Here is a 24138-nt window from a genome sequence, read left to right as displayed (position 1 = left end):
GCGAGCGGAATCGAACAGCGCGACCGCAGCTCGCCGGCTCTCCGGTCGCCGGGGGCGGTCGTGCAGCGGCGTTGCACGGCCCCGGGCGGCGCTCGGAGCCAGCGTCGGGGCTCTCGCGCTCCCGATCGCCGGGCGCGCGCTCCACCTGGCACGCCATGTGCTCCGGCGTTCCCCGATGGACGCCCCGACCAGTGATCAACGCCCGCCGACCGCGCCGAACCTCCCGCCCGCCGGCACCTCCCGCGAGGCCTGGGACGCGCGCGCCACCGAGTTGATGGCGGCCTTCCGGGACAGTCGCTCGCAGGAGGACTTCGAGAGCCTCTACGCCTACACCGAGCGCGACGTCCTGATCTGGATCTACTCGTTGCTGCGCCAGGGCTCGAGCCAACTCGATCCGAGCGAGCTCTTGCAGGACACCTTCGTCAACGTCTTCCGTTACCCGGGTTCGTTCCGCGACGAAGGGGCGTCGAGCTTCCGCGTCTGGGTGCGCACGATCGCGGGCAACGTCGTGCGCCGGTCGCGTTCGAAGCTGGCCGCCAAGGCGATGGCGCCGCTGGTGGAGGAGACCCTGCAGCTGGCCGACGGTGCGCCCGGACCCGAGAGCCACGCGGCCTGGGGCGAGCAGACCGCCGAACTCGAACGCGCGTGGGCCCTGTTCCTCGAGGTCTACCTCGCCGCCTGGAGCGGACTGGTGCAGCGCGACAAGCAGGCCCTCGAACTGGTCGAGGTGAAGGGTCTCGACTACCGGCGTGCGGCCGCGGAACTCGCCGTTCGCGCACCGAACATGAAGATGATCGTCTTCCGCAGCCGCCAGCGTCTGGCGAAGCGCATGGGCGAAGTCTTCGACGCCTTCCGCGAGGCCAGCGTTGCGCCCGCGACCGAACTCGCGCCTACAATCGCCCCATGCATGCGAGCGGCGCAGGACACGAGGACCCGGGTGCGGGCGAGGACGAGCTTCAACTCGCCCCCGGCGGGCATCGCGACGGCGCTCGGCTAGGGATCGATCTGCTCGTCCACGGGGCGAGCGAGGTGGCGACTCCGCGCGGGAGCGAGGCTGTTTCGGGGGCGGCGTTCGGTCGCGTGGACCGGATCGCGGGCGGAGCGGTCGCGATCGATCGCGGGCGCGTGGTGGCGGTCGGGACCGAGGCCGAACTCGCGGCGCGCTACGAACCGCGCGAGCGCCTCGACGCGCGCGGCGGACTGGTGGTGCCGGGCTTCGTCGACGCCCACACGCACCCGGTCTTCGCCGGGACGCGCGAGGCCGAGTTCGAGATGCGCACCCAGGGCGCGAGCTACGCCGAGATCGCGCTGGCCGGCGGCGGCATCCTGTCGAGCCTGCGCGGCGTGCGCGAGACGGCCGAGGACGATCTGGTCGCCGCGCTGTTGGTGCGACTCGATCGCTTCCTCGAGCAGGGGACCACGACGGTCGAAGCCAAGAGCGGCTACGGACTCGACACCGCGTCCGAACTGAAGTCGCTGCGCGCGATCGCCCGCGCCGGTGCGCTGCACCCCGTCGATCTGGTGCCCACGTTCCTCGGAGCGCACGCGTTCCCGCCCGAGTTCGCCGACGACCGCGCGGGCTACGTGGACCTGCTCGTCGACGAGATGCTGCCCGCCGTGGCCGAGTCCGGCCTCGCGAGCTACGCGGACATCTTCACCGAGACGCACACGTTCGGACTCGACGACTCGCGGCGCATCATGCGGCGCGCCCAGGAGCTCGGACTCGGGCTGCGCATGCACGTGGATCAACTGACGCCGCTCGGCGGGGCCGATCTCGCGGCGGAGCTGGCCGCGGCCACCGCCGACCACTGCGAGCACACGAGCGATGCCGCGCTCGAGGCGATGGCGCGCGCCCACGTCCAGCCCGTGCTGTGCCCGCTCGTTCCGCTCTACCTGCGCGAGGAGGAGCACGAGGCTCCCGCGGCGCGCATGCTCGCCGCCGGACTGGCGCCCGTGGTCTCGACCGACTTCAACCCGGGCTCGTGCTACACGCAGTCGATGACCGAGGTCCTGACCTGGTCCGCGCTGCGCTACCGGTTCTCGGCGACCCAGTGCCTGGTCGCGTCCACGTTGAACGCGGCCGTCAGCGTGGGGCGCGGGGCACGCGCCGGGACGTTCGACGCGGGCAAGGACGCCGACCTCCTGATCCTCGACGTGCCCAACCTCGAGCACCTCGTGTACGAGTTCGGCCGCAATCCGGTGCGTGCGGTGCTCAAGCGCGGCAGGCTGGTGTGTGATCGAACGGCCTTCGTGGCCGAACGCACCGCCGTGCTCGAGCGTGTCGACGGAGCACGTTCCCCTCGCCTCGAAGAACGTCCGGGACCCGGTCCCGCCCGCGCATGAAGTGGCTCTACTGGACCCTGGCTGTTGCAGCCGTCGCGTTCGCGTGCTTCTTCCTGCGCTACCGGGCCCATCCCGCCTGCCACGTTCCGCCGGGCAGTTCGCTGACGGGCGGCACGTCCTGGCAGATCGACGACTTCGACGGCGCCTACCACGCGCGGCGTGTGCAAGTGGCACTGGCGACCGGGCAGGTGCCGGCCTACGACACGTTCATCAACGCGCCGACCGGCAGTCCCGTCCCGTGGCCGACGTTCTTCGACGGACTGTTGACCGCGGTGGTGGAGGTGCTGGCCGATCCCCAGCCCGACGGGTCGCCCGAGATGAGCGGGTACCGCGAGGGTGACGTGGACGCGATCCTCGTGCACGTGCCACCGGTGATCGGCGTGCTGGCACTCCTGGGGTGCGTGGTGGCGGTGCTCGCCGCTGCATCGCGCGATCGCGCCGGTCCTTCGGTGAGCGACGGCGCTTCGTCGGGGCCGCGCACGTCGAACCTGTGGCGCTGGGCGCCGTGGTGGGCGCTCGCCGCCGGCGCCGTCTACGCCTGCCAACCGACAGCGGTGATGTACGCGCAGGTGGGGCGTCTCGACCACCACGTGGCCACCGCCATGTTCCTGGCGTTCCAGCTGGCCCTGTGCATGCGCGCGCTCGTCGCACGCGAGCCGATCGAGGTGGCGCTGCTCGCGGCCGGTGTCGGACTGGCCGGCGCTCTGGGCGTCCTGACCTGGTTGGCGCACGGCGTCGTGCTCGGTCTGTGCGGCATCGGTTTCGCCTACCGCGCCCTGTCGCGCGACCGGGTCGAGTCGGATCGCGGCTGGCAGGGCGGCGCGATCTGCTTCGCGATCGCGACCCTCGTGACGGTGTTCCCGGCCTGGTCGAGTCCGTGGAACGCGGTGCAGCCGGGTTCGCTCATCAACCTGTCGCTGGGCGTTCCGCGCGCCCTCGGCGCGGCAGCGGTTCCGTTCATCGTCTTCGGACTCGCCGGGCGCCGGACCGAGCGGCGCGACCTGCGTTCGCTCTACGGCACGCTGGCTCTGGTCGCCGCCGTGCTGGTGCTGCCGGGCTTCGTGTCCCAGGTGCTCGAGGGCGTGCGTTGGGCGGATCGGTCGAACGAATTCATGTTCGTCATCGACGAGAGCCAACCCATGCGCGGCAAGCAGGTGTTCGGCGTCGGCGGCTACACCGGTCACCTCGGTCACGCGTGGATGGCGCTCCCGCTCGCGGCGCTCGTCCTGGCGCTGCGCCCGCGTCCGGAACGCGTCGTCCTGCTCCTGACGCTGATCGTCTTCGCGTTCTTCGCGTACCAACAGCGCCGCTTCGCGAACAGCTTCGCCGTGCCTATGGCCATCGCGGTCGGTGTCGGTGGACTCGAGATCGGCCGCCTGTGGCTGCGCTTCGCGTCGCAGCGCGCCGCCTGGATCCCACACGCGCTCCTGCTGCTCGCCCTGACTCCGGCCGTCGCGTTCGCCGGGCGCATTCCGCTGCGTCCCACGCCCCAGGAGTTGCTGGGGAACGCCGTGCGCTGGAACCACATTCTCGGCGGCCTGCGGTGGATGCGCGACAACACTCCGTCGCCGGGGGCGTGGAACGAACCGACGATCGAGCCGGACTACGCGGTCCTCGCCAGCTGGAGCGACGGGCACCTGATCGAGTTCCACGCGCGCCGACCCACGATCTCGACCAACTTCGGCAGCTTCGTCGGCGTGGACAACTTCCGCGCGGCGCCGCGCACGCTGCTCGAGTCCGATCCGGTGCGCTTCTCGGAGCAGTTGACCGAGCTGGGCGCGCGCTACGTGGTGCTGCGGCCGCGCGTGCTCTCCTGGTTCCGCGAGGAGGCGATGATCTCGAGTCGGACCGACGAGGACCGCGCATTGCGCCCGCTCGTGGGCCCCGACGGCCTGACCAAGTGGGCGACGGACAGCGCCTATTTCCAGCTCGCCCTGCACCCACTGCGCATCGGCGACTTCCATCCGCGCTTCACGTCGATGCGTCTCGTGTGGCGCTCGGACCTGGTGATCGATGTCGCGGGAGCCGTGCCCTCCGCCGCACCGCCGCTGCTCGGCTACGGCCCGAGTCTCTCCATCTGGGAGTACGTCGGCGGCTGAGCGTCGACGGTCGACGGACATGCGCGAGGCGCAGCGCCCACCTCGGTGCACTGCGCCTCGTTCGTCCGGGCGGGAACTCGCCCGTTCGGCCCCTTCACTTCCAGTGGCCGGGGACCCAGACCTTGACCCGTCGGCACTCGGTGCGGGCCGGTTCGACGACGACCACGTCCCAGTGTCCGGGGGCGACGAGGACCTTCACGGCGCCGCCGCAGGGCGTGTACTCGATGCGGTACTGCGCGGCGTGCCAGACTCGCTGGGTCCGGGCCGGGATCGTGTAGCGCTCGGTGCGGTACTCGTGGCGGCCGGGGACCCAGACCTTCGCGCAGGGCGACTGGTGGACGACGATCTTGGAGCTGGGTCCGTGCTTCAGCGTGACGTGACCGCCGTGGCCGTTCGAGATCGGCTGCGCGGCAGCGGTGCCGGCCAGGAGAGCGGAGGCGGCGAGGGCGATGGTGAGGGAGCGCAGGTACATGGTTCGAGTCCTCTGATGGGGGTGTGTGGCGCGGGCGACCGTGTCGTTCGCTGTGCGGCGCGGTGCAGCGCGGTTCGTCACTCCCAGGGCGAATGGCGTGCCAGACCTTTCACGCGGCACGCGGGCCCTCTCGCTGTGGTACAGGTGTGTCCGTGCGGCGCGCCTGTCCTTTGGCGTGGACCGCGGTGCCCCCTGGGAAGGACACACCTCGAACCGACCATGAACGCTTCCGACGACACGGGCGACGACGCCGACCAGCACGACGGCACGACCGGTTCCGAGTCCGGCGCCGGTGCGAACGATTCGAGCGGCGGCCTCGGCGCGACGGCGACCAGGTCGAGCGACGGCTCGGCGAACTCCGAGGCGCGCGAGAGCCCGCGCGAACACATGGTCACGACGGTGCGGGTCGAGTTGACCGATCCGCACGTGGCCGGCACGACGCGCAACGTCTCGAGCAACGGCCTGCTGCTCGTGACGGGCGACGCGCTCGAAGTGGCGATCGAGTACCTCGACGGCGAACAACCGGTGTCGCGGCGCGGACGGATCGTGCGCGTCCAGGGACTGGCGGGTGACACGCTCGGGATCGCGATCGCGTTCGACTCCGAGTCCTGACGCTGCGCTCCGAAAGCGCTCTTCGAGACCATGACCGAGTCCGAGCCGACGCTCCCGGAAGGAACCCTGGCGGCGAAGCGTCAGGCCTACATCGCACGCATGCGCGCCGCCCATCCGGATCGCACCGACGTGGCGCCACGGCAGGGAGCTCCGCGGGGTGACGGTCCCCCGAACCGTCACGGAATGCCCCTGTTGCCGGTCTCGCAACGCGCGGTGCCGAACTGGCCGGTGCTCGACCTCGGTGCGACGCCGCGCATCGACCGGGCCGAGTGGCGCTTGGTCGTGGACGGGCAGGTGGAGAACCCGGTCGAACTCGACTGGGAAGCCTTCGCCGCGCTCCCGCAGACCGTCGAGGCGAGCGACTTCCACTGCGTCACCGGTTGGAGTCGCTTCGACATGACCTTCGGCGGCGTGCGGATGCGCGACCTCGCCGAACTGGTCGTGCCCACCGCGCGCGCGCGCTTCCTGTCGTGCACGGGGTCCGACATAGCCCCCGGCACCGACATCCCGTACACCACGAACCTACCGCTCGAGCGGGCACTCGATCCCGACGTGCTCCTCGCGCACACGGTCGACGGTGCGCCCTTGCCGGCCGAGCACGGCGGCCCGGTGCGCATGGTGACGCCGCGCCTGTACGCGTGGAAGGGCGCCAAGTGGATCGAGCGCATCACCTTCCTGACCGAGGACCGGCCGGGGTTCTGGGAAGTGCGCGGGTACTCGAACACCGCGGACCCCTGGTCGGACGACCGTTACTCGGGACCGCCGCCGCCCGGCGCGTTCTCGAGCGAAGCGATCTACTGACGCGAGCGCTGCCGGCGCCGTTGCGTCGCCGCCGTTCAGTCGCTGCCAGCCAAGTGTTCGGCGCGCCGTGCGAGTTCGAGATCGAGCTCCGTGACGCCCCCGACGTCGTGCGTCGACAGCTCGAGGTCGACGCGTCCGTAGACCCCCGACCAGTTGGGGTGGTGGTCGAGTTCCGCCGCCGCGACGGCCAGGCCCGCGAGGAACCCGGTCGCTCGGGCGAAGTCGCCGAAGTCGAAGCTCTTCGAGAGTCGGTTCCCGTCGAAGGTCCAGCCGTCGAGCGTCGCGAGGGCGCGGTGGACGGCGTCGGGTTCGAGGCGGGTGGGGCGTTCGGACATGGGAGATGGCTCGTTCGAGGTTGGCGAGTCGGTCGGTGGTGCCGAGTCGGCGCCGGGGAGTCGGCGGTTCGGAGCGGGCGCCCGTCGACCAGGGAGACGTGGGCGGGGCGGACGGTGGGGGAGCGAGGGGCCGGACCGGTCCCCGCCGGAGCCCGCCGAGTGCTCCAGGGGCCGCGCGGGCGGGACCTCGTCCCCGGATCGATCCCGGGACTCTCGTCGCCCGCTGCCCGTGACGATAGGTGGAGCGGGGGTCTCGGCCCACCACCGGTCACCGAGCCCCGGGGAAGACCCCTGGAGCCTCTGGCCGGCCGCGGCCCGAACACCTCGAAAGGGCCCGTCCGTGATAGATTCCAGCGTCCGAACGTCACGGCCCCCGCGCGCGCGCGAAGGCCCGCTGTCGTCCGCTCGGACGCCCCCGATCACTCCACTCTCGACCACTCGACCCGCGCTGCCCCCAGGGGCCGCCGACGGGTCGATCCGCGTTCCGTCATCCGACGGGACCGACCATTCGAACCGTGTGCGTGGCGGGCCCTCGCTGGCCTCGGCCGCACCCCAACGACTTCGACCCAACTCATCTATGAAGAAGATCGCTCTTCTCGCGCTGCTCCTGCTGCTGCCGTTCGCCGGCCGCGCACTCGCGCAGGATCCTGGCTGCGACTGTCCGACCTGCATCGCCGCGCTCGCCGCGGCCGAGGAGCAGGCGCAGGCCCAAGCCCAGGAGCTCGCCGCGACCGCGCGCGTGACCTCCGAATCCCAACTGCTCGAGCGTTGGGCCCAGCTGACCGAGGCGAACAACCGCCTCGGTCTTCTGCGTTCCGAGGTCGTTCGCCTCGAGAGCGAACTCGGCCGTCTCGCCACCCAGTTCGAGACCAAGGTTGGCGGCCCGGCGGCTGGTACGTCGGTGCTGAAGCCCGTGATGGGCGCCGCACCGGTCGTGCCCCAGTGCGGCTCGTCCTGTGCCGAGACCCTGCGCGCCCAGTTCGACGGCGGCGCCGCTCCCGCGAGCGCCGTGCGTGCGACCGCACCGGTCATGCCCCAGTGCGGTTCGTCCTGCGCCGAGACCCTGCGTGCCCAGTTCGGCGAGACCACCCAGGTCAAGTCGGTCGAGGCCGTGGAAGGCTGCGGCTCGGGCTGCGACTCCGCCGCCAAGGTCCAGGTCAAGAAGGTCGCCGACGAGAGCTGCGGCTCCTGCGGCACCTGCGACTCGGCCGCGGTCCAGGTCAAGAAGGTTGCCGACGAGAGCTGCGGCAGCTGCGACGGCGCCACCAAGGCCGAAGTGAAGAAGGTCGCCGCCGACGCGTGCAGTGACTGCGGTTCCTGCACCGGCTGCGACGCCGCCGCCAAGGTCCAGGTCAAGAAGGTCGCCGACGAGAGCTGCGGCTCCTGCGGCACCTGCGACTCGGCCAAGGTCCAGGTCAAGAAGGTTGCCGACGAGAGCTGCGGCAGCTGTGACGGCGCCACGAAGGCCGAAGTGAAGAAGGTCGCCGCCGACGCGTGCAGTGACTGCGGTTCCTGCACCGGCTGCGACGCCGCCGCCAAGGTCCAGGTCAAGAAGGTCGCCGACGAGAGCTGCGGCTCCTGCGGCACCTGCGACTCGGCCAAGGTCCAGGTCAAGAAGGTTGCCGACGACGCGTGCAGCGACTGCGGTTCCTGCACCGGCTGCGACGCCGCCGCCAAGGTCCAGGTCAACAAGGTTGCCGACGAGAGCTGCGGCTCCTGCGGTAGCTGCGACTCGGCCAAGGTCCAGGTCAAGAAAGTTGCCGACGACGCGTGCAGCGACTGCGGTTCCTGCACCGGCTGCGACGCCGCCGCCAAGGTCCAGGTCAACAAGGTTGCCGACGAGAGCTGCGGCTCCTGCGGTAGCTGCGACTCGGCCACCAAGGTTCAGGTCGTCAAGGCCTACGACGCCCGCGGTCTGGCTGCCGAAGGATGCCCGCACAGCGCCGTCGCCGGCATGTGCGACATGTCGCTCGGCCGTTCCCTCGCCGTCGCCGACGCGCGCCTCGCGCGCGTCCAGTCCGCCATCGCCCGCGCCGAAGTGCGCGTGCGCTCGCTGAAGACCGAGGTCGCCATGGCCAAGCTCGGAAGCCGCTTCTCGCCCGCCGCCCAGCAGGTGAAGGCGCTCTCCGCTTCGAAGGCCGCCTGCATCGGCGACTGCCAGGGCTGTGACGGTGCTGCCTGCCCGTCGACCCAGGTCAAGGCCGCTGGCTCCGAGTGCGGCAGCTGCAGCGGTGGCTGCGACGCCGCGGCGACCCAGGTCAAGGCCGAGAAGGCCATGGACTGCGGCAGCTGCAGCGGTGGCTGTGACGCCGCCGCGACCCAGGTCAAGGCCGAGAAGGCCATGGACTGCGGCAGCTGCGGCGGTGGCTGCGACAAGGCCGAAGCCGTCCAGGTGAAGAAGGTCGAGAAGACCGGAAGCTGCGGCGGCTGCGAAGCCGGCGCCAAGCCCTGACCCCACAGGGTCGACGGACGCGGTGACCTGAGGTCGCCGCACTGAAGTCGCGGGGAGCCTTCGGGCTCCCCGCGTCCGTTTCGGCCTTCGATTTCAGCTCGGTCTTCGCAAGCGCCGCCGCCGTTCTCACAATGCAGGCGGGTCGCTCGCGATCGCGCGACCAGGCCCCTCGGTCTCGCACTTGCTCCGTCTTCCCCCCCGATGTCCGCTCTTGTCGACCGACTCCACGCCCTGCGCAGGGTGCTCGACGGCCTCGTGGTCGACGCCACGTCTCCGGACCGTCCGGCGGCGGGTGCAGCGCAGCGCGACCGAGAGGGATCCGACGTCGAGTTCCGCCCCGAGGGCCCGTCCACGGAGGCAGAGCTCGTCCACCGCCTGCTCGACCGCCTCGATCGCGATCTCCTGCCCCGGACGCGGCTCGGCGACGACTGGCTCGTCTGCGCGATCGTCGGTCCGAACAACGCCGGCAAGTCCGCCCTGTTCAACGGGCTCTGCGGCCGCGACGTGAGCCCTTCGGTCGCAACTGGCGCGGCCACCCGCCGCCTCGTGGCTGCCGCCAACCCCGCCCTGTGCGACGAGCTCTTCGCGGAGGCCGGTCACGGTCGCTTCGACGTGCGTCCCTGGGAGGATCCGACCAGCGCGCTGTCCAACGCCGAACGACCCGACGAGCTCCTGTTGGCCCGGGTCGACTCGATGCCCGAGCGCGTGCTGTTGATCGACGCGCCGGACTTCGACAGCGTCGAACTCGCCAACCGCGCGGCGGCCGAAGCGGTCCTCGCGGCGGCGGACGTCGCGATCTGCGTGGTCACCAAGCACACCTACCAGAACGCCCAGGTCGTCGACTTCTTGAAGGGTTGGCTCGCGGGCGGGCGCCCCTGGATCGCCGTCTACAACGAACTTCCGACCGAGGAGATCGCGCGCTCGCACCTCGCGAAGCTCGCGGCGGATCTCGGCACGCCTCCGCTCGCTCGCTTCGGGTCGCCCTACGACCACGCGGTCTCCGAAGGCACGCGCCCGCTCGCCGTCGCCGATCTCGACGGCGGCGAGCGAGTGCTGAAGCAGGTCCTGGCCGAGACCGACCGACGTGCCGAGTGGAAGCGCGCCGCCCTCGCCGCGTCCATGAGTCAGTTGGCCGTCGACGCGGAGCGCCTGGCGCGACTGCTCGAAGAACGCGGCGGTCGGCTCGAACGCGCCCACGCCGCGATCGCGCACCAGGCCCGGCGTTCCGGCGAGGAGGTCGCCCGCGTGGCCATGCCTGCCCAGCCGTTCCTCGCCGCGTTCCTGGCGGTGATCGATCGTCGACGCAACCCGCTGCGTCGTCGCTGGCACGGTGCCGTTCGCGCGGTCACGCTCGCTCCCGCTGCGATCGGCCGCGCGTTCGGTCGTCGCGAACGCGTCGTCGAACCGATCGACGCGAACCTGATCGAGTTGGAGTCGCGCGCGCTCGGAGCCGCCACCGCCGACTTCGTCGAAACCCTCGGACGCACGATCGGTCCGGCGGCTTCGGACGAGGGCGCGCGTCGGGACGCGGAGTTCGCAGCAGCCCTCGACCGCGACCTCGCGCGCTCCCACGACGAGGTGCTGCGCGCGGTGCGAGCGAGGCACGCAGCGGCGGTCGTCGACGTGGAGGGCTTTCAGGCGGTCTGCGAGGGACTCGTGGAACGGGCGCTCGAGGAGCGCGGTCGCGACGGCGACATCCAGGCCTACATCGACCTGGCCACGCTCGTTCCGGCCGCTGCCGCTGCCGCCACGATCGTGCTCACCGGAGGCTTCGGCGTCGATCTGGCCGTCGCCTCCGGTGGACTCGTGACGACCGCGCTCATGGGCAAGTACAGCCATCTGCTCGACCGGGGGATCGCGCGCGAGGCCCGCCGGCTGTGGGAGGAGCGTCGGGGCGGCGAACTGGGCGACGTGCTCGTTCGCGCTGCAACTCCGGAGTCGGCCGATCTCCTCGCACGTGAACGGGAGCGTTGCCTGCACGTCGGAAGTGGCCTGCGAACCTGGTTGGAAGAGGGAGCCTGATGGACTCGGAACGACTGGCTGGACGACTGACGGTGCTGCGTGCGCGACTCGATCGCGATCTCGACGAGATCCGTGCGTTGCGAGCGTTCGACGACCGCGCGCCGATCGTCGGAGGCCTGTTGGACGACGTCGATCGGCAGCTTCAGCGTTCGCGTGGCGCGATGGTCGTGGTCGTCGCCGGTCCGACCGGGTCCGGGAAGTCCACGCTCGTCAACGCGCTGTGTGGAGAGGAAGTCACGACCGAGGGGATCGACCGACCGACCACGTCGGCGCCCACGGTCGTCGCGCCGACCGACGCGGATCTCGTCCCGCTGCTCGAGGGTCTGCCGGGACCCGCGCCGCGCGTCCTGCGCCGCGACTCGCGCGGACTGACGTCGCGCGCGGTCGTCGTGGACGCGCCGGACGTGAACAGCGTCGCGGTCGAACACCGTGCGCTCGTCCAGGCTCTCGTCGAGCGCGCGGACGTCGTCGTGGCCTGCTTGCACCGGCAGGCGCTCGTGGAAGCGTCGACGGCGCAGTTCATGGCGCGCTTTCGCGGGCTGCGGCGCGTGCTGTGGGTCCTCGCCCGAGCCGACGAGCTCGCCGACGAGCCGCGCGCGGCCCTCGAGGACCAGCTCGCGGAGGTCACGTCCGCTCCGGCCGACGACCGCTTCACGCTCAGCGCGGCCCGGGCTCGCGCCGAAGGTGACGCGGGGTTCGACCGGCTCGTCGCGCGCCTCGGTCAACTGGTGGGGGAGGAGGGGGCGCTCGGCGTCCGCTGCCACAACGCGCTGGGTGCGGCGGCGCGCGTCGGACGCGAGCTCGACGCGGTGGCGAGCGCTGCGACGCCGGACCTCGACGCCTTGCCCGGCATTCTGCGATCCGGGCTCGATCGCCTGGTCGACGAGGTCGTCGCCGAGCTGGACGTGCGCCTCGATCTGCGCGCGAAACCGATCGCCGGCATGCTCCTGGGCGAGGCCGGGCGCCGTTGGGACGGACCAGGCGGATGGGTGTTGCGCGCGGGGTCGTGGGCGACGATCGGAACCGGGTTGGGCCTCGCGCTGGCGCGTCGCGCACCGCTGGCCGGAGCCGGGGTCGCGGTCGCCGGCGCAGCGGTCGGAGCGGCGCGGCACGGCCTCGAGCAGCGCGCGCTCTCGGACTCGGCCGGACTGCTCCCCGAGGCCAGCCAGTTGGACTCGGCCTGGCGGCAGCAGCTGAGCGACGCGCGCGTCACCGCCGACCGACTCGTGCTGGAGCGCGACGCCCTCGCGTTCCCGAGTTCCGGGCGCGTCGAGGACGTGCTCGACGAGGCGGCGCGCGAAGGCTGGCAGCGACTGCTCGATCGCGACCTACCGCTCGCGGCCGAACGGACGGCGCCGATCTGGCTGCGCTGGGTCCTCGATGCTCCCGTCTACGCGCTCGCGGGCTGGGTGGCCTGGGTCGTCGTGCGCGGCTTCTTCGCCGGCGAGTACGCCGGGGTCGACTTCCTGCTCAACGCCACGTTGATCGCGATCGCGGGCCTGTGGCTCGTGCGGGCGTTCGTGGCCCTCCTGGCGCGTGCTCGAGCGGCTCGCCTGGTCGGATCGGTGCGCACGCAGATCCGCGCCTCGCTGGAACAGAACGCGGGCGAGTTGGTCGCGCGGGTGGAGGAGCGCTGCGAGGCGCACCGCAGCCGGCTGCGGGAGCTGTCGGCGCTCGAGGAACGCTGGCGCGCGGTCCTCGGCGAGTCGTGACGAGAAAGGACGCGCTCCACTCCGCGCGTCGCGCGACGTCCGGGGCGCTCGGTCGCCCCGATCCTGTTCCGTCCCGTCGTCACACGTAGCGGGCATCTGCCGCGGCCACGGTCCCGGCGATTCGGACCACTGTTGCTCGAGTTCCCGAGAGGCGCGCCCGAACGCGGACGGCGCAGGTCTCAGCGGCCGACGCGCACGAAGGTGCCGCCGGTGCGCTTCGCCAGCTCCTCCAGCGCGAACGCGTCGCCGCCGCCGATCTGGACGCAGTGGAAGACGAGGCCCGCGCTCTCGTTGTAGGCGGCGAGCCAGGCACGTGCCCAGCGCGCGTCCTCCGCCGTCTGTCCGTCGCACAGGACGACGACCGTGTCGACGGCCAGAAGATCCGCGCGTCGACGCCCGTCCGCGTCGCGGGGCAGCAAGGCGTCGAGCCCCGCCGAGAGATTCGTGCCGCCGCCGGGCGGGTTGCGCCGCAGCCACTTGCGGATCGACGAGCGACTCGTGTCGCTCACGAGGCGCGGTTCGTCCGACCAGCGCTCGCCCGTGTCGCTGAACAGCACCACCTGGAAGGCGCCGGGCGTCGGCAGTCGCTGGAGCGCGAGTTCGAGTTGGTCGCAGGCTTCCTCGAAGCGCGTCGGGCCGTCGTTGTCGGCGTAGCGACCGGGAATGGGGTGGTCCATCGAGCCGGAGGCGTCGATCACGAACGCGACCGCGCCCGAACGCAGCTCGAGGCCGTAGAAGTCCGGCACGACGGTTCGCGACGAGACCCTGGGGCGCTCGTCGCCGGCCAGGTGCCCGCGCCACCATTGCGTCCAGCGCCGCGGCTCGATCCCCAGCTTCAGGCCGGAGCCCGCGCGCAAGAGATCGGCGAGTTCGTGTCGGACGCGGCGCATTCCGATGAGTCCCGTCGCTTCTTCTTGAACCGTCTCGCGCCGTTCCCAGGCGAAGAGCGCTTCGATGCAGCGCGGTGCGGCCGCCTCGAACTCGCAGTGCCGCGCCAGTCGGACTCCGCGCGACGCGACGCGCCAGTCCTCGTCGACGAGCATGGGCAGCGCCGCCTCGACGAGTCGCGCTCCCAGCGTGTCGTCCCACGCGCTCGCGAGCGAACCCGCGGACTCGAGCTCGCTCAGGTGGTCGGCGAGCAGCAGGCGCGCGAGAGAACGCTCCTTCGCATCGCGCTCGATCGCGGCGGCGAGCAGGGCTTCACTGGCGAGACGACTCGGCTGTCCGGTGAGCGCATCGAGCGCGGCGCCGCGAACCGTGGGATCGGGGTCGCCGCTCGCCGTCGCCGCCAACAGCGTGACCAGGGGTGGCCGCATCAGCGCCGCGAGTGCGTGGCAGGCCGAGGCGCGCTGGACGGCGGAGACGTCCTCCACGGCTTCGGGAGCGAGGACCGACAGTCGCAGCCAGTCCTCGAACCCCGTGCCGCCGCGCCCAGTCAAGCGTTGCGTCAGCGCGCCGAGTACCGCTCGGTGCAGGACTTCGATCCGCGGCTCGGTACGACCCGCGCGGCACGAGCCGAGCAATTCGAGCAGAGCTAGATCCACGTCCGCGCGACGCGAGCGCGTGACGGTGAAGCTCTTGTCGAGCAGGCTCTCCAGCTCGCCGGGGTCGACACGTGCCAAGGCATCGGCGTCGCGGCGCGCCCACTTCTCGAACGTGCCCGAGTAGCGGTCGCCGAACGCCTCGACCGCCGCCATGCGCGGATCCACTCCGGGGGCGGCCAGCGCGTGCGGAGCCGATGCCGCCGTCGCCGCGAACAGAGCGACGAGCAGGACGCGAAGGATGGGGGACGGTTGCACGTGCTGCGTAGCCCCCGGGGCGCGCCGGGTCACCTTCGAAGGGCCCTGCGCGCCGCACGCTCTACTTGTCGAAGACGTTGGTCTCACCGGGGCGGATGCGTTCCTCGACCTCCTCGACCGTCAGGTCCAGGCGTTCGAGGTCCAGGCGCACCGGCTTGGGCTTGGGCTTCGACGGGTCGTTCGTGGGGCTGGCGTCGCTGTGGGCGCTGGTGCGGTCGCGGTCGGGTCGTCGTTCCATGATGGCGGGTCCGGTGGATCGGCCCAGCTGGGGAGGTCGCGTCGGGAAGGGGTCAGTGTGTCGCGCCGACGCGGGTGTCGCCAGAGGGCAGCGTGCGCCCGGCGAGGCGTCGAACCAGCCCGCAGCGGTGCAGGCGGTGTACGAACTCGATCAGCCGCTCGCGTCCGGCCGGCGAGGGGTCCCAGGCGGCGAGCAGTTCCGAGAGGCTGCCGGCCGCGTCGAGAGCGTCGAGCAGAGCCAGTCCGTCGGGGCGCAACTCGGTGAACGGCGCCGCCGCACGCGGCGCGTGCACGAGGACGCGCGTCGTCGGCTCCAGCGTTCCGAGTGCCGCACGCGCTCGTTCGGCCGCGCCGTGCACGTAGCGACCGGTCATGAAATCGGGGCGGATCGCCCGGGCCAGCGGATGCGCGAGCTTCTCGACGCAGCGCGCGTAGCTGTAGGGGATCTCGACCCGGCTGAGCCCTTCGGCGACCGCGAAGTCGGCGTCGTCTTCGGGGTCGGTCAGGGCCTGCGCTCGCTCGCGACAGGCCGCTGCGAACTCGTCGGGCGTCGTGCCGCGCGCGAGGTGCAGGAAGTAGTGGCTCTTCTGCATGAAGAACAGGACGTTGTCCGCGGAGAACAACGGGAAGTGCTGACGCAGCTCGCCCATCATCTCGTCGAACATCTCCGCGGCCTCGGACTGCGACATGCCTCGAGCGCTCTCGTAGTCGTGGTAGAGCTGCAGGTCGGTCCCCGCGCCGTCGAGCACGGTGATCCCGAACTCGTCGGGGTGGTGGTAGGTCCGCGCGACCTCGTCGATGTGGAACGTCTGCAGCGAAACTTCGCGCACCACGTCGGCGTTGTCGACCAGGAAGCGCGCCGTGTGCCGCGCCTCTTCGCGCGTCTCGGTCGGAAAGCCGACCATGGCGTAGAACGTCACGCTGATGCCGGCCTCGGTGCAGTTGCGCGCCACTTCGAGCGTCGCGCGCGGGCTCTGGCCCTTCTTCATCAGCTTCAAGAGCCGCGGCGTGGCCGTCTCGAAGCCGAAGAGCAGCTTGCGACAGCCGGACTCGAACAGGCGGCGCGCGCCTTCCGGGTCGTAGGCCTTCGGTTCCACGCGCGCGTCGCACCAGTAGCGGATGTCGGCCTCGCGCGCGATGAGCTCCTGCGGCAGGTCGCTGATCATGCCCGGCGGCATGCAGTCGGTGATGAAGTTGAAGTTCCGCGTGCCGTGGCGTTCCTTCAACTCGAGCACGTGGTCCACGATGCGACTCGCAGAACGGGTGCGATAGCCGGGACCGATCACGGTCGGCAGCGTGCAGAACGTGCAGGCGCCGTAGTAGCAGCCGCGATTCACGTCGTAGGGCAGGACCACTTCGGGACTGAAGTAGCGGTCGAGCGGCAGGCCGCTGAAGTCCGGGACCGGTGCGTCCTCCAGCTTGAGCGGATGTTGCGGGGCGTTGACGACCGTGCGCACGTGACCGTCCTCCTCGCGATCGAACCACGTCAGCGATCCGATCAGTTCGAGCGAACCGCGCTGTTCGAGCGTGCGTGCGAGTTCGAGCAGCGGCCGCTCGCCCTCGTGGAAGATGATCGAGTCCAGGCACGCGTCCATGCCCGGCGCGTTCATGAGCTTCTCGCCGATGTACGCCAGGAACCCGCCGCCGGCCGTGACGTGGCACTCCGGCAGGTGCTCCTTGATCAGGCGCCCGAGCGTGAGCGCCGGGATCAGCTGGCTGCCGTAGATCACCGACAGTCCCACGAGCCGCGGGCGCCGTTCGAGCAGGCGCGGCAGCAGCGTGGTGCGGAAGTGTTCGACGAACGGGTTCTGGTCCTCGTCGAGCGTCGCGGAGAGAACTTCTTCCGAGCGATCGTTCGCGTACCCCATCGTGAAGTTGTGGGGCGTCAGCACGGTCGGGAAGTGCGCCGCCGAGACGAGTCGCAGTCCGGCGTACAGCGTGCCCATCGCCTCGAGGTACGCATCGCGATCCCAGAAGCCTTCGCCCCGCACCACGCGCTTCGCACCCTCGACGCGCTCGGCGAGTCCGGGGGCCGCGACGTGCGCCTCGGAGGCCACCCGGAAGCGCTCCATGTGGTCGAAGTCGAGCTCGGTCCGACCGTCGAACGCGTCGAGTGGCAGCCGCTGTGCGACCTTCGCGGCGCAGCGTTCGAGGTACTCGGCCGAAAGGAAGCGGTCGTACGCCTCGATGCTCGCGTCGACGAGTTCGACGTCCTGGTAGCCGTTCTCCTTCAGGTAGGCCGACAGGCACGGCAGCGCCAGGTAGGGCTGGGTGAAGTGCCCCTGCGGCGGAAAGACGAGGTCGATGGGGAAGGGGTGTCGCTGGATCATCGGGCGGGAGCCGTGCTGGAGGTCTGAGTCCGGTCGTGTTCGTTCGAGGTGCTCGGCGGTTCGGCGACCAGTCCGCGCTCGACCAGGGTCGGGAGCAGTTGGACGAGTCGCGGATCGAGTTCGTCGGCGCGGTGGCCGTCGATCGACTCGAGCACCTGCGCGAGGTCGAGTCCGATCGAGACCGTGCGCACGGCGCCGCTCGGGGTGCGAACGACGGCCAACGCGCGTGGCGCGTCGGGCGCCCGATCGGTCGCGCGCCAGGTGAGGGGTTCCGTGCGCGGATCGAAGGTGGCGCGGACGATCGCGGCACAGCGCAGTCCGTGGCGCGGCGGGGCGTCCCCGCGCGCGGCGATGCGCACGATCGCGCGCTCCCAGTCGAGTGCGGCGCGGACGCGGTCGTCGCCGGTGGCCAGCGCCCACGACTGGAACGCGCGTCCGTCCGCGGCGAACTGGTCCCAGGTGTCGAGCACGTCGAGCCCCCGTTGGCGAGCGGCCAGCGCGAACGTGCGCGGGTAGCGCATCAGCACCGACGGCAGTCCGTCCGCGAGGGCGCGCAGCCGGAGCAGTCGCTCGAGTCCACCGGCCGCCGTCGTCATCAGGGCGAACGTTCCGAAGAGGTCGGGATGCGCGTCGATCAGTTCGCGCTCGGGCGTCGTCGTCCCCGCGCCCCACGCCATGTCCGGCACCACGCCCTCGACGGGTCGCGACGCGCCGCCGTCGCGCGCTCCGAGTTCACAACCCGGCTGCGGATTCGGGAGGTGGAGCGACAGGTGCACGGGCGCGCGCAGAGCCGCGTCGAGACACAGGTCGAGCGTCGCACGCAGCTGTTCGTCGCCTTCACCGGGCAGGGCGAGCACGAGCGAGAGGATCGACGAGATGCCGGCGCGGTCGAGGCGTTCGATCCGGTCGAGCACGTCGAGGTTCTCGTCCATGCGCTTGCCGTGCACGTTGCGCAGCGCGGCGTCGCCGGTCTCGATCCCCAGCAGGACCCGGTAGCAGCCGGCGCGACCGAGCGCGTCGATCAACTCGTCGCCCAGGTGGTCGAGGCGCGCGCGGATCTCGAACGGGATGCCTGCGCCGCGGCGTTCGAGTTCGGCGCACAGCTCCAGGGCATGGCGACGATCCGCGCCGAAGATGTCGTGGCAGAGGTAGGCCTGCTTCGCGCTCGGCAGCGCCATGGCCGCGTCGATCTCGCGCACCAGGCGCGCCACCGGCACCGTTCGCGAGCGGCGGTTCCACGTGCGACCGATCGAGCAGAACGAGCAGTCGTAGACGCAGCCGCGCCCCGAGTCGATCGGGACCAGGCCGTCGTCCTCGCCGGTGATCGCCTTGTAGCGATCGAGGCTCGGCACGAGGTGCCACGCGAGCTCCGGCAGGTCGTCGAGACTCGCGAGCGGTGTGCGCGGTGCTTCGATCCGAACGCCGCCGTCGGTCGCGCGCCAGTACAGCCCCTCGATGCCGGACAGGTCGCGCGAGCCGCTCGCGAGGCGCGACAGCACTGCGGGCACGAGAACCTCGCCCTCGCCACGCGCGATCGCGTCGATCCAGTCGAAGCGCTCGAGCACGCGCACCTCCACGTCGGTCGTCCCCGGGCCGCCCAACAGGATCGGCAGGTCGGGCGCGCGCTCGCGAACGATGCGCGCGATGGCGAGCGCCACGGGCAGCGTGGCGCCCATGCACGAGAGACCGAGCGCCAGTCGCGGCTTCGCGTTCAGCAGGCGTTCGGCGCAGGCGCGAGCGAGGCCGTCGCCCGTGGGCACGTCGCCGTTCGCGAGGCGGAACGCCAGGTCCTCGAGCGCGACGCTGAAGCCCGCTCGCTCGACGGCTCCGCCGAGCCGCAACAGTCCGGGCGGCGGCATCGAGTAGCCGAACGTGTCCGCGTGGGGCGCGGAGGCCAGGACCGCGTCGTGAACCACCCGCGCATGGTGCGAAACGCGAGCGGCGCGGCGCGCGGGTCCTCCCCGGCGGACTCTCCGGCGCGGGAGAGGAAAGCGCGCGCGAGGGCGGCTCGGCACGGGGCAGCCCGTACCCTCTTCGCCGCGACCCGCGCGCGCCGGCCACCTAGTGAGACCGAGCGCTGCCTCGCGCACTCGACCGGTTCCTCTCCGCTCGCACCCGATCCACATGTCGCCCATCGACCTCGCACCCCGCTCCGTCCCCGTCCTTCGGCGTCCGTTCGCGCGACGTTCGAAGCTCGCCGCCCTGACGGTCCTCGCCCTCGCCTCCGTGGGCTGCAGTGGCAGCGACGACTCGCCGCTCTTCCAGATCCGCACCAGCCGCTACACGGCTCTGCCGAACGGGCCGATGGGGCAGCAGGGCAATTGGGTCGTCTTCACCGTCGACGAGGCGGCCGCGAACTTCGGGAGTCTCAACGACGACCCCGACCTGCCGCCGACCGCTGCCGACAACGACACCGCCGACGAGATCGCGGTCGCCGTGCGTCTCAACGACGGCGTGGAGTTCGCGACGGGCGTGACGCCGCGCGAGTTCGTCGCGATCGGCAACGACATCTACTTCTCGGTCGACGAGGCCGCTGGCGCGGACTGGAACGGCGACATGACGTTCGAGCGCGTCCTCGTGCGCTTCAACCCGGGCGAGCCCGCGGCCAACTTCGTCACCGTCCTCTCGGACCACGGCGGACCCGACCTCGCGCGCGCCGGAGGGCGGACCTGGTTCGTCCAGGACTCGACGCCGATGAACGACGAGACCAACCTGGCCTACGTCGACAACGGCGCGCCGAACACGCCCACGATCGTGATGGCCGAGTCGATGGAGGGCCCGCTGGTCGTCACGCTGCTCGGTCAGCAGGACGACCTCTTGCTGTGCGCGCTGGACGAGACGGACAACGCGGACCAGAACGGTGACGCGGACACGGACGACGACTTCGTGCTGTGCCTCGTGGACGCGGACGCCGACGTTCCGGTGCTGGTGAAGACCGGGCTCGCGCTGCCGTCCCTGGACGTGCCGTTCGCCGTCGAGCGCACCGCGACGGACGGCTGGCGCGTGGCCTTCTTCGTGAGCGAGACCGACCAGGCCGGAGCCAGCCTCAACGAGGCCGCGAACTTCGCCGCGACGCCGATGTGGAATCCCGCGCAGTGCACGGGCGGCGACGACACGGACGCCACCGACGACGTTCTGCACGTCCTCGACTTCGAGGCCGGCGCGATCACCATGGGCTCGGTCGTGAACACCGGCATCTCCGGCGTGGCGGTCCCCGCCGAGAACCGCGTGTTCCTCGACGGCGACATCGCGGCCTGCCTCAGCGACGAGGCCGGCTTCGGCGCCTGCGACTACGACGGCGTCGGCGGCGCGACCGACACGATGCTGCGCTGGGTCGACGTGACCGACCTCAACACGGCTGGCCTGACCACGGCGCAGATGCTGCCGGTCGAGACCTCCTTGCCGGGCGGCGGACGCGGAGCCGTGCTCGTCGGCGGACGCCTCGTCGTCGCGTCGACGACGACGATCACGGTCGCGACCATCCCGGTGACCGAGCCGTTCCTCTTCTGGGTCGACCCGACCGCCGGAACGCCGGCGTGGTCGGACGACTTCTACGACCCCGACGCCGGTGGCACCAGTGCGCCGATCAGCGCCGCGGTCGACTGGATGGGGGACCGCGCGCGCCAGAGTCGAGTGGGCATCGGTCTGCTCGAGCAGTCGGTCCAGATCAACCTGAACCGCGGCTGCCTCGACGTGGACAAGGACGGTGTCGTCGGCGACGGCAACTTCGACCTCGTGGACGCCGTCGCGAGCTGGATCTTCTTCAACCCCTCGTCGGGACGCATGATCGCGGCCGGTGTCGGCTGGGCCGTCGAGGGCGGCAACTCGGGACTGATCGTGGCGGGCAACCAGGCCATGTTCCGCGTGAGCGAGGCCGAGGACGGCTTCGACTGGAACGCCGACGGCAGCATCGACGACATGGTCCTGTTCCGCACCTTCGTCGGTTCGTGCAGTCCGACGAACATGGGCACGCTCAACGACCTGCCCGGGACCGAAGCGGCCATGACCAGCGGGACCGCGGGCGCGTTCTACCTGGTCGACGAGGACGCGATCGGCGTCAGCGGCCTCGACATCAACGACAACGGAACGGTCGGCGGATACGCCGTGCGCCACTTCCGCTTCTAGGCGAGCGGCGCGCGAGCGCTAGTACGGTTCGCCCAGCGCAACGCGCACCGCGGCGGCCGAGATCACGGTCCGTCCGGCGGCGGACGCGAGCTCCTCGCAGCGGCGGGCGAGCGCGCGTCCGCCGTCGAGTCGCAGGTCGGCGCGGACCAACCGTTCGAGCTGGTCCGCGTCCATGCTCGCGGGGACCTCGGCGATCGCCGACAGCGCGACGTCGCTGGCTTCCTCGCCGGCGCCGAGTTCGACCAACAGTTCCGCGAGTCGGGCGGCGTCGCCCGCGCCGGCGTCGGCCAGGTTGCGCGCGCGCAGGAGCACCGAGTCGAAGGCCGGCGTGCGTCCCGCGCGTCCGGCGCGCCACAGATCGAGCAGCGCCGCACTCCAAGGATCCGAAGCCGCCAGGCGCGTCGCGCGGTCCGCGTCGCCACCGCGCTCGAGGTCGATCGCGAGCGACAGGCGCGCAGCGGCGTCGAGGACCGTCGACGTGCCGGCCCGTTCCCAGGCCTCGGTGCCGGAGCCTTCGAGCGCCAGCGCGTGCGCCAGGGCGAGCGCGAGTCGCGAACGTCCGGCCAGATCCGCCGCGGGCACCGCCGAGTGGAGCTGTTCGAGCACGCGCGACGGCAGGTCCGCTCCGGCGGCCAGATGCACGGCGGCGTCGGCGCCGTACTGAGCAGGATCGACCACGTCGAGAGCGTCCGCGCGACGACCGAAGCGCCACAGCGCGAGTGCGGTCCGGGCGCGCGCGCCGTCCGTGTCCGTCCCGAGCTCGTCGAGCAGGCCGACGGCCACTTCGAACGCTCCCGCGTCGAGGGCGCGTCGCAGAGCGATCCGACGCGCGTCGTCCGGAGCCGATCCTTCGAGTGCGACCAGTTCGGCGAGGGCTGCGAGCGCCTGATCCAGATCGAGTTCGCGGCGCACGCGTCCCTCGAGGATCCAGTGCTCCAGCTGCGCGCTCGAACGCGCGTCGCCGGCGGCCGCCTTCTCGGCCCAGGTCCGACGGCCCATCAGTGCACAGGCGCGCACCATCTCGAGACGCGCGGCATCCGGGTCGGGCGCGTCGAAGCGCTCAAGCAGGTGTGCCAGCGCCACGACCGTCGCACCGTCGCCCAGGTCGAGGCGGCCGTCGATACGCGCGCGGATCCACGCGGACCACTGCGCGGGCTCCGCGGTGCGCGAGACCAGGAGCGCTCCACGTGCGTCGCCCGCGAGCAGCAACGCGTCCGCGATCGCGCGCCAGTGGGCGCGGCGCGCGTCCTCGCGCAGCACGCCCAGGTGACTCTCGAGGCGCTCGAGCCACTGCAGCGCCGCGCGCCGCTGGAGCACCGGCAGGTGCGCGGCAAAAGCGGCGTCGTCGACGGTGGTCGCGGCGGTTCTCGCGGAGGCTTCGCTCGGCCCTGCGGGCGAGGGCGTCGCGACCAGCACGGCGGCCAGGGCGGCGAGCGCGAGGCGGCGAGCGAGGGCGAGCGGGTCGCGGCGTACGAAGCCGGATCCGACGGGGCGAAGGGGGAGCGCGGGCATGGTGGGTCGACCCATGGATCGGTCGCCGCGCCCCTGCGTCTCAAGCCCGGTCCGCGCGAAGCGGTTCCTGGTCGCTAGGCTCGCTCGCCATGCCGTCCCGTCCGCCCGCCCCGAGCTCCGCCGGGCCCCCGCGCCCCCTGCGACTGGTCCACGTGGACACCGAGACCGGCTTCTCGGGCGGCGAGGCCCAGGTGGTCGGCCTGGTCGAGGGGCTGCGCGCCCGCGGCCACGCGTGCGTCGTGGCCGGACCGGCGGACGGCGCCCTGGCGGCCCGCGGGCGCGAACTGGGCTGGGACTGGCGTGACTTCCGAGCGGCGAGCGACATGGACGTGCTGGCCGTGCTGCGCCTGGTCCGACTCCTGCGCTCGGTGGGCTGTGATCTCGCCCACCTGCACACCGGTCGCGGCGCCTGGATCGGTGGCCTGGCCGCGCGCCTCGCCAAGGTGCCGTGCGTGGTGACGCGCCGTCAGGACAAGCGGCTCGCGGGCTCGCCCAAACGCCGCCTGCTCTATCGGCACCTCGCCACCGCCAGCGTCGGCATCTCGCCCGGCGTGACCGAGCAGCTGCTCGCGGCGGGCGCTCCGGCCGGACGCGTGGCGACGATCTGGTCGGCCGTCGATCCAGCTCGCTTGCAGCCCCGGGAGGCCGCGGGTGCCGTGCGCGAGCGCCTGGGGGTCGGAGCCGGTGATCTGCTCGTGGTCAGCACCGCGCGACTCGTGCGGCGCAAGGGCCTCGACGTCCTGCTCGAAGCGCTGACCCGTCTGCGCACGTCGCGTTCGGTGACGGTCGCGCTCGCGGGCGACGGACCCGAACGGGCGGCGCTCGAGGAGCGGGCCCGGGCGGCTTCGAGCCCGCCCGCGCGACGGGCCCTCGTGCTCGGATCGGTCGCGGACGTGGGCAGCCTGCTCGCAGCGGCCGACCTGTTCGTCCTGCCGTCGCGCGCCGAGGGTCTCGGCGTCGCCGCACTCGAGGCGATGGCGCTCGGGCGCGCGGTCGTCGCCACCGACGTGGGGGGGCTCGGGCAGGCCGTCCACGACGCGGGTCGGCTGGTGCCGCCCGACGACCCCGCGGCGCTCGCCGCAGCCATCGATCGACTGGCCGACGATCCGCGCGAGGCGGCGCTCCTCGGCGAACGGGCCGCGCTCAGGGCGTCTCGCGTGTTCGGCTTCGACGTCCAGGTCGAACGCTACATCGCCCTCTACCGGCGGATCGTCGCGGGCGATCCTGAGCCGGGCGCGGCGCTCGGACCGGCCTGAGCGCGCGGCCGGACGGACTCGCCCGCTAGGC

General features: G+C 71.9%; 17 protein-coding genes. 10 read left to right on the top strand and 7 right to left on the bottom strand.

Annotated features, from left to right (window positions below; translation table 11 throughout):
* Nucleotides 1-175 precede the first annotated feature (175 nt).
* From Pla163_RS12800 to Pla163_RS12790, 3 genes are read left to right on the top strand one after another with little or no spacing between them, the layout of a single operon-like run.
* Nucleotides 176-997, top strand: coding sequence for an RNA polymerase sigma factor (locus Pla163_RS12800; protein WP_145188947.1), 822 nt, complete (start codon nt 176-178; stop codon nt 995-997).
* A complete protein-coding gene (gene hutI, locus Pla163_RS12795) occupies nt 904-2343 on the top strand; it encodes an imidazolonepropionase (RefSeq protein ID WP_145188944.1) in 1440 nt (479 codons plus the stop codon). Before Pla163_RS12800 ends, hutI begins: the two co-directional genes overlap by 94 nt.
* Nucleotides 2340-4442, top strand: coding sequence for a hypothetical protein (locus Pla163_RS12790; RefSeq protein ID WP_145188941.1), 2103 nt, complete (start codon nt 2340-2342; stop codon nt 4440-4442). The genes hutI and Pla163_RS12790 overlap by 4 nt, the downstream gene beginning before the upstream one ends.
* Nucleotides 4443-4536: 94 nt before the next feature.
* Here Pla163_RS12790 and Pla163_RS12785 read toward each other — a convergent pair whose 3' ends face one another.
* Complete coding sequence (locus tag Pla163_RS12785; protein WP_145188939.1) at nt 4537-4914, bottom strand: hypothetical protein; 378 nt, start codon at nt 4912-4914, stop codon at nt 4537-4539.
* Between the two features lie 219 nt (nt 4915-5133).
* Here Pla163_RS12785 and Pla163_RS12780 point away from each other — a divergent pair, with 219 nt between their 5' ends.
* Together Pla163_RS12780 and Pla163_RS12775 are read left to right on the top strand one after the other, a co-directional pair.
* Nucleotides 5134-5526: a PilZ domain-containing protein gene (locus Pla163_RS12780; protein WP_419185896.1), complete on the top strand. Its 393-nt coding sequence runs from the start codon at nt 5134-5136 to the stop codon at nt 5524-5526.
* Between the two features lie 99 nt (nt 5527-5625).
* On the top strand, nt 5626-6327 hold the full coding sequence (locus Pla163_RS12775; protein WP_145192538.1) for a molybdopterin-dependent oxidoreductase: 702 nt from the start codon (nt 5626-5628) through the stop codon (nt 6325-6327).
* 35 nt (nt 6328-6362) lie between these two features.
* Here the strand turns inward: Pla163_RS12775 and Pla163_RS12770 are convergent, their stop codons facing one another.
* Entirely contained in the window at nt 6363-6662 is a 300-nt protein-coding gene (locus tag Pla163_RS12770; protein ID WP_145188933.1) for a 4a-hydroxytetrahydrobiopterin dehydratase, read from the bottom strand.
* A 577-nt stretch (nt 6663-7239) separates the two neighbouring features.
* Here Pla163_RS12770 and Pla163_RS12765 point away from each other — a divergent pair.
* From Pla163_RS12765 to Pla163_RS12755, 3 genes are all read left to right on the top strand, one after another.
* Nucleotides 7240-9114, top strand: a complete 1875-nt coding sequence (locus tag Pla163_RS12765) for a hypothetical protein (RefSeq protein WP_145188928.1) — start codon at nt 7240-7242, stop codon at nt 9112-9114.
* 201 nt (nt 9115-9315) lie between these two features.
* A complete protein-coding gene (locus tag Pla163_RS12760) occupies nt 9316-11136 on the top strand; it encodes a GTPase (protein WP_145188925.1) in 1821 nt (606 codons plus the stop codon).
* Nucleotides 11136-12848 carry a GTPase gene (locus Pla163_RS12755; protein WP_145188922.1) on the top strand — a complete coding sequence of 571 codons (1713 nt, stop codon included), beginning with the start codon at nt 11136-11138 and terminating at the stop codon, nt 12846-12848. Before Pla163_RS12760 ends, Pla163_RS12755 begins: the two co-directional genes overlap by 1 nt.
* A gap of 179 nt (nt 12849-13027) precedes the next feature.
* Here Pla163_RS12755 and Pla163_RS12750 read toward each other — a convergent pair whose 3' ends face one another.
* The 4 genes from Pla163_RS12750 to Pla163_RS12740 all read right to left on the bottom strand — a co-directional run bounded on the left by Pla163_RS12750 (nt 13028) and on the right by Pla163_RS12740 (nt 19130).
* Nucleotides 13028-14647, bottom strand: a complete 1620-nt coding sequence (locus tag Pla163_RS12750) for a VWA domain-containing protein (protein WP_145188918.1) — start codon at nt 14645-14647, stop codon at nt 13028-13030.
* Nucleotides 14648-14708: 61 nt separating this feature from the next.
* Nucleotides 14709-14885, bottom strand: a complete 177-nt coding sequence (locus tag Pla163_RS19050; RefSeq protein ID WP_419185895.1) for a hypothetical protein — start codon at nt 14883-14885, stop codon at nt 14709-14711.
* Between the two features lie 52 nt (nt 14886-14937).
* Nucleotides 14938-17214: a B12-binding domain-containing radical SAM protein gene (locus Pla163_RS12745; protein WP_145188915.1), complete on the bottom strand. Its 2277-nt coding sequence runs from the start codon at nt 17212-17214 to the stop codon at nt 14938-14940.
* Nucleotides 17211-19130 carry a B12-binding domain-containing radical SAM protein gene (locus Pla163_RS12740; protein ID WP_419185894.1) on the bottom strand — a complete coding sequence of 640 codons (1920 nt, stop codon included), beginning with the start codon at nt 19128-19130 and terminating at the stop codon, nt 17211-17213. Before Pla163_RS12740 ends, Pla163_RS12745 begins: the two co-directional genes overlap by 4 nt.
* A 208-nt stretch (nt 19131-19338) precedes the next feature.
* Between Pla163_RS12740 and Pla163_RS12735 the strand changes: the two genes are divergently transcribed.
* Nucleotides 19339-21339, top strand: coding sequence for a hypothetical protein (locus tag Pla163_RS12735; RefSeq protein ID WP_145188910.1), 2001 nt, complete (start codon nt 19339-19341; stop codon nt 21337-21339).
* An 18-nt stretch (nt 21340-21357) separates the two neighbouring features.
* On the opposite strand, the gene Pla163_RS12730 is transcribed toward Pla163_RS12735, so the two are convergent.
* The gene (locus tag Pla163_RS12730; RefSeq protein WP_145188907.1) at nt 21358-22866 is read right to left on the bottom strand and encodes a hypothetical protein; all 1509 of its coding nucleotides are present in this window, start codon (nt 22864-22866) and stop codon (nt 21358-21360) included.
* A gap of 137 nt (nt 22867-23003) precedes the next feature.
* Here Pla163_RS12730 and Pla163_RS12725 point away from each other — a divergent pair, with 137 nt between their 5' ends.
* Nucleotides 23004-24107, top strand: a complete 1104-nt coding sequence (locus tag Pla163_RS12725) for a glycosyltransferase family 4 protein (RefSeq protein WP_419185893.1) — start codon at nt 23004-23006, stop codon at nt 24105-24107.
* Nucleotides 24108-24138 lie beyond the last annotated feature (31 nt).

The sequence above is a fragment of the Rohdeia mirabilis genome (genome assembly GCA_007750655.1).
Classification (GTDB): Bacteria; Planctomycetota; UBA1135; order UBA1135.
Note: the sequence above shows the minus strand (reverse complement) of the source record. Positions and strands in the feature narration are given on the sequence as shown.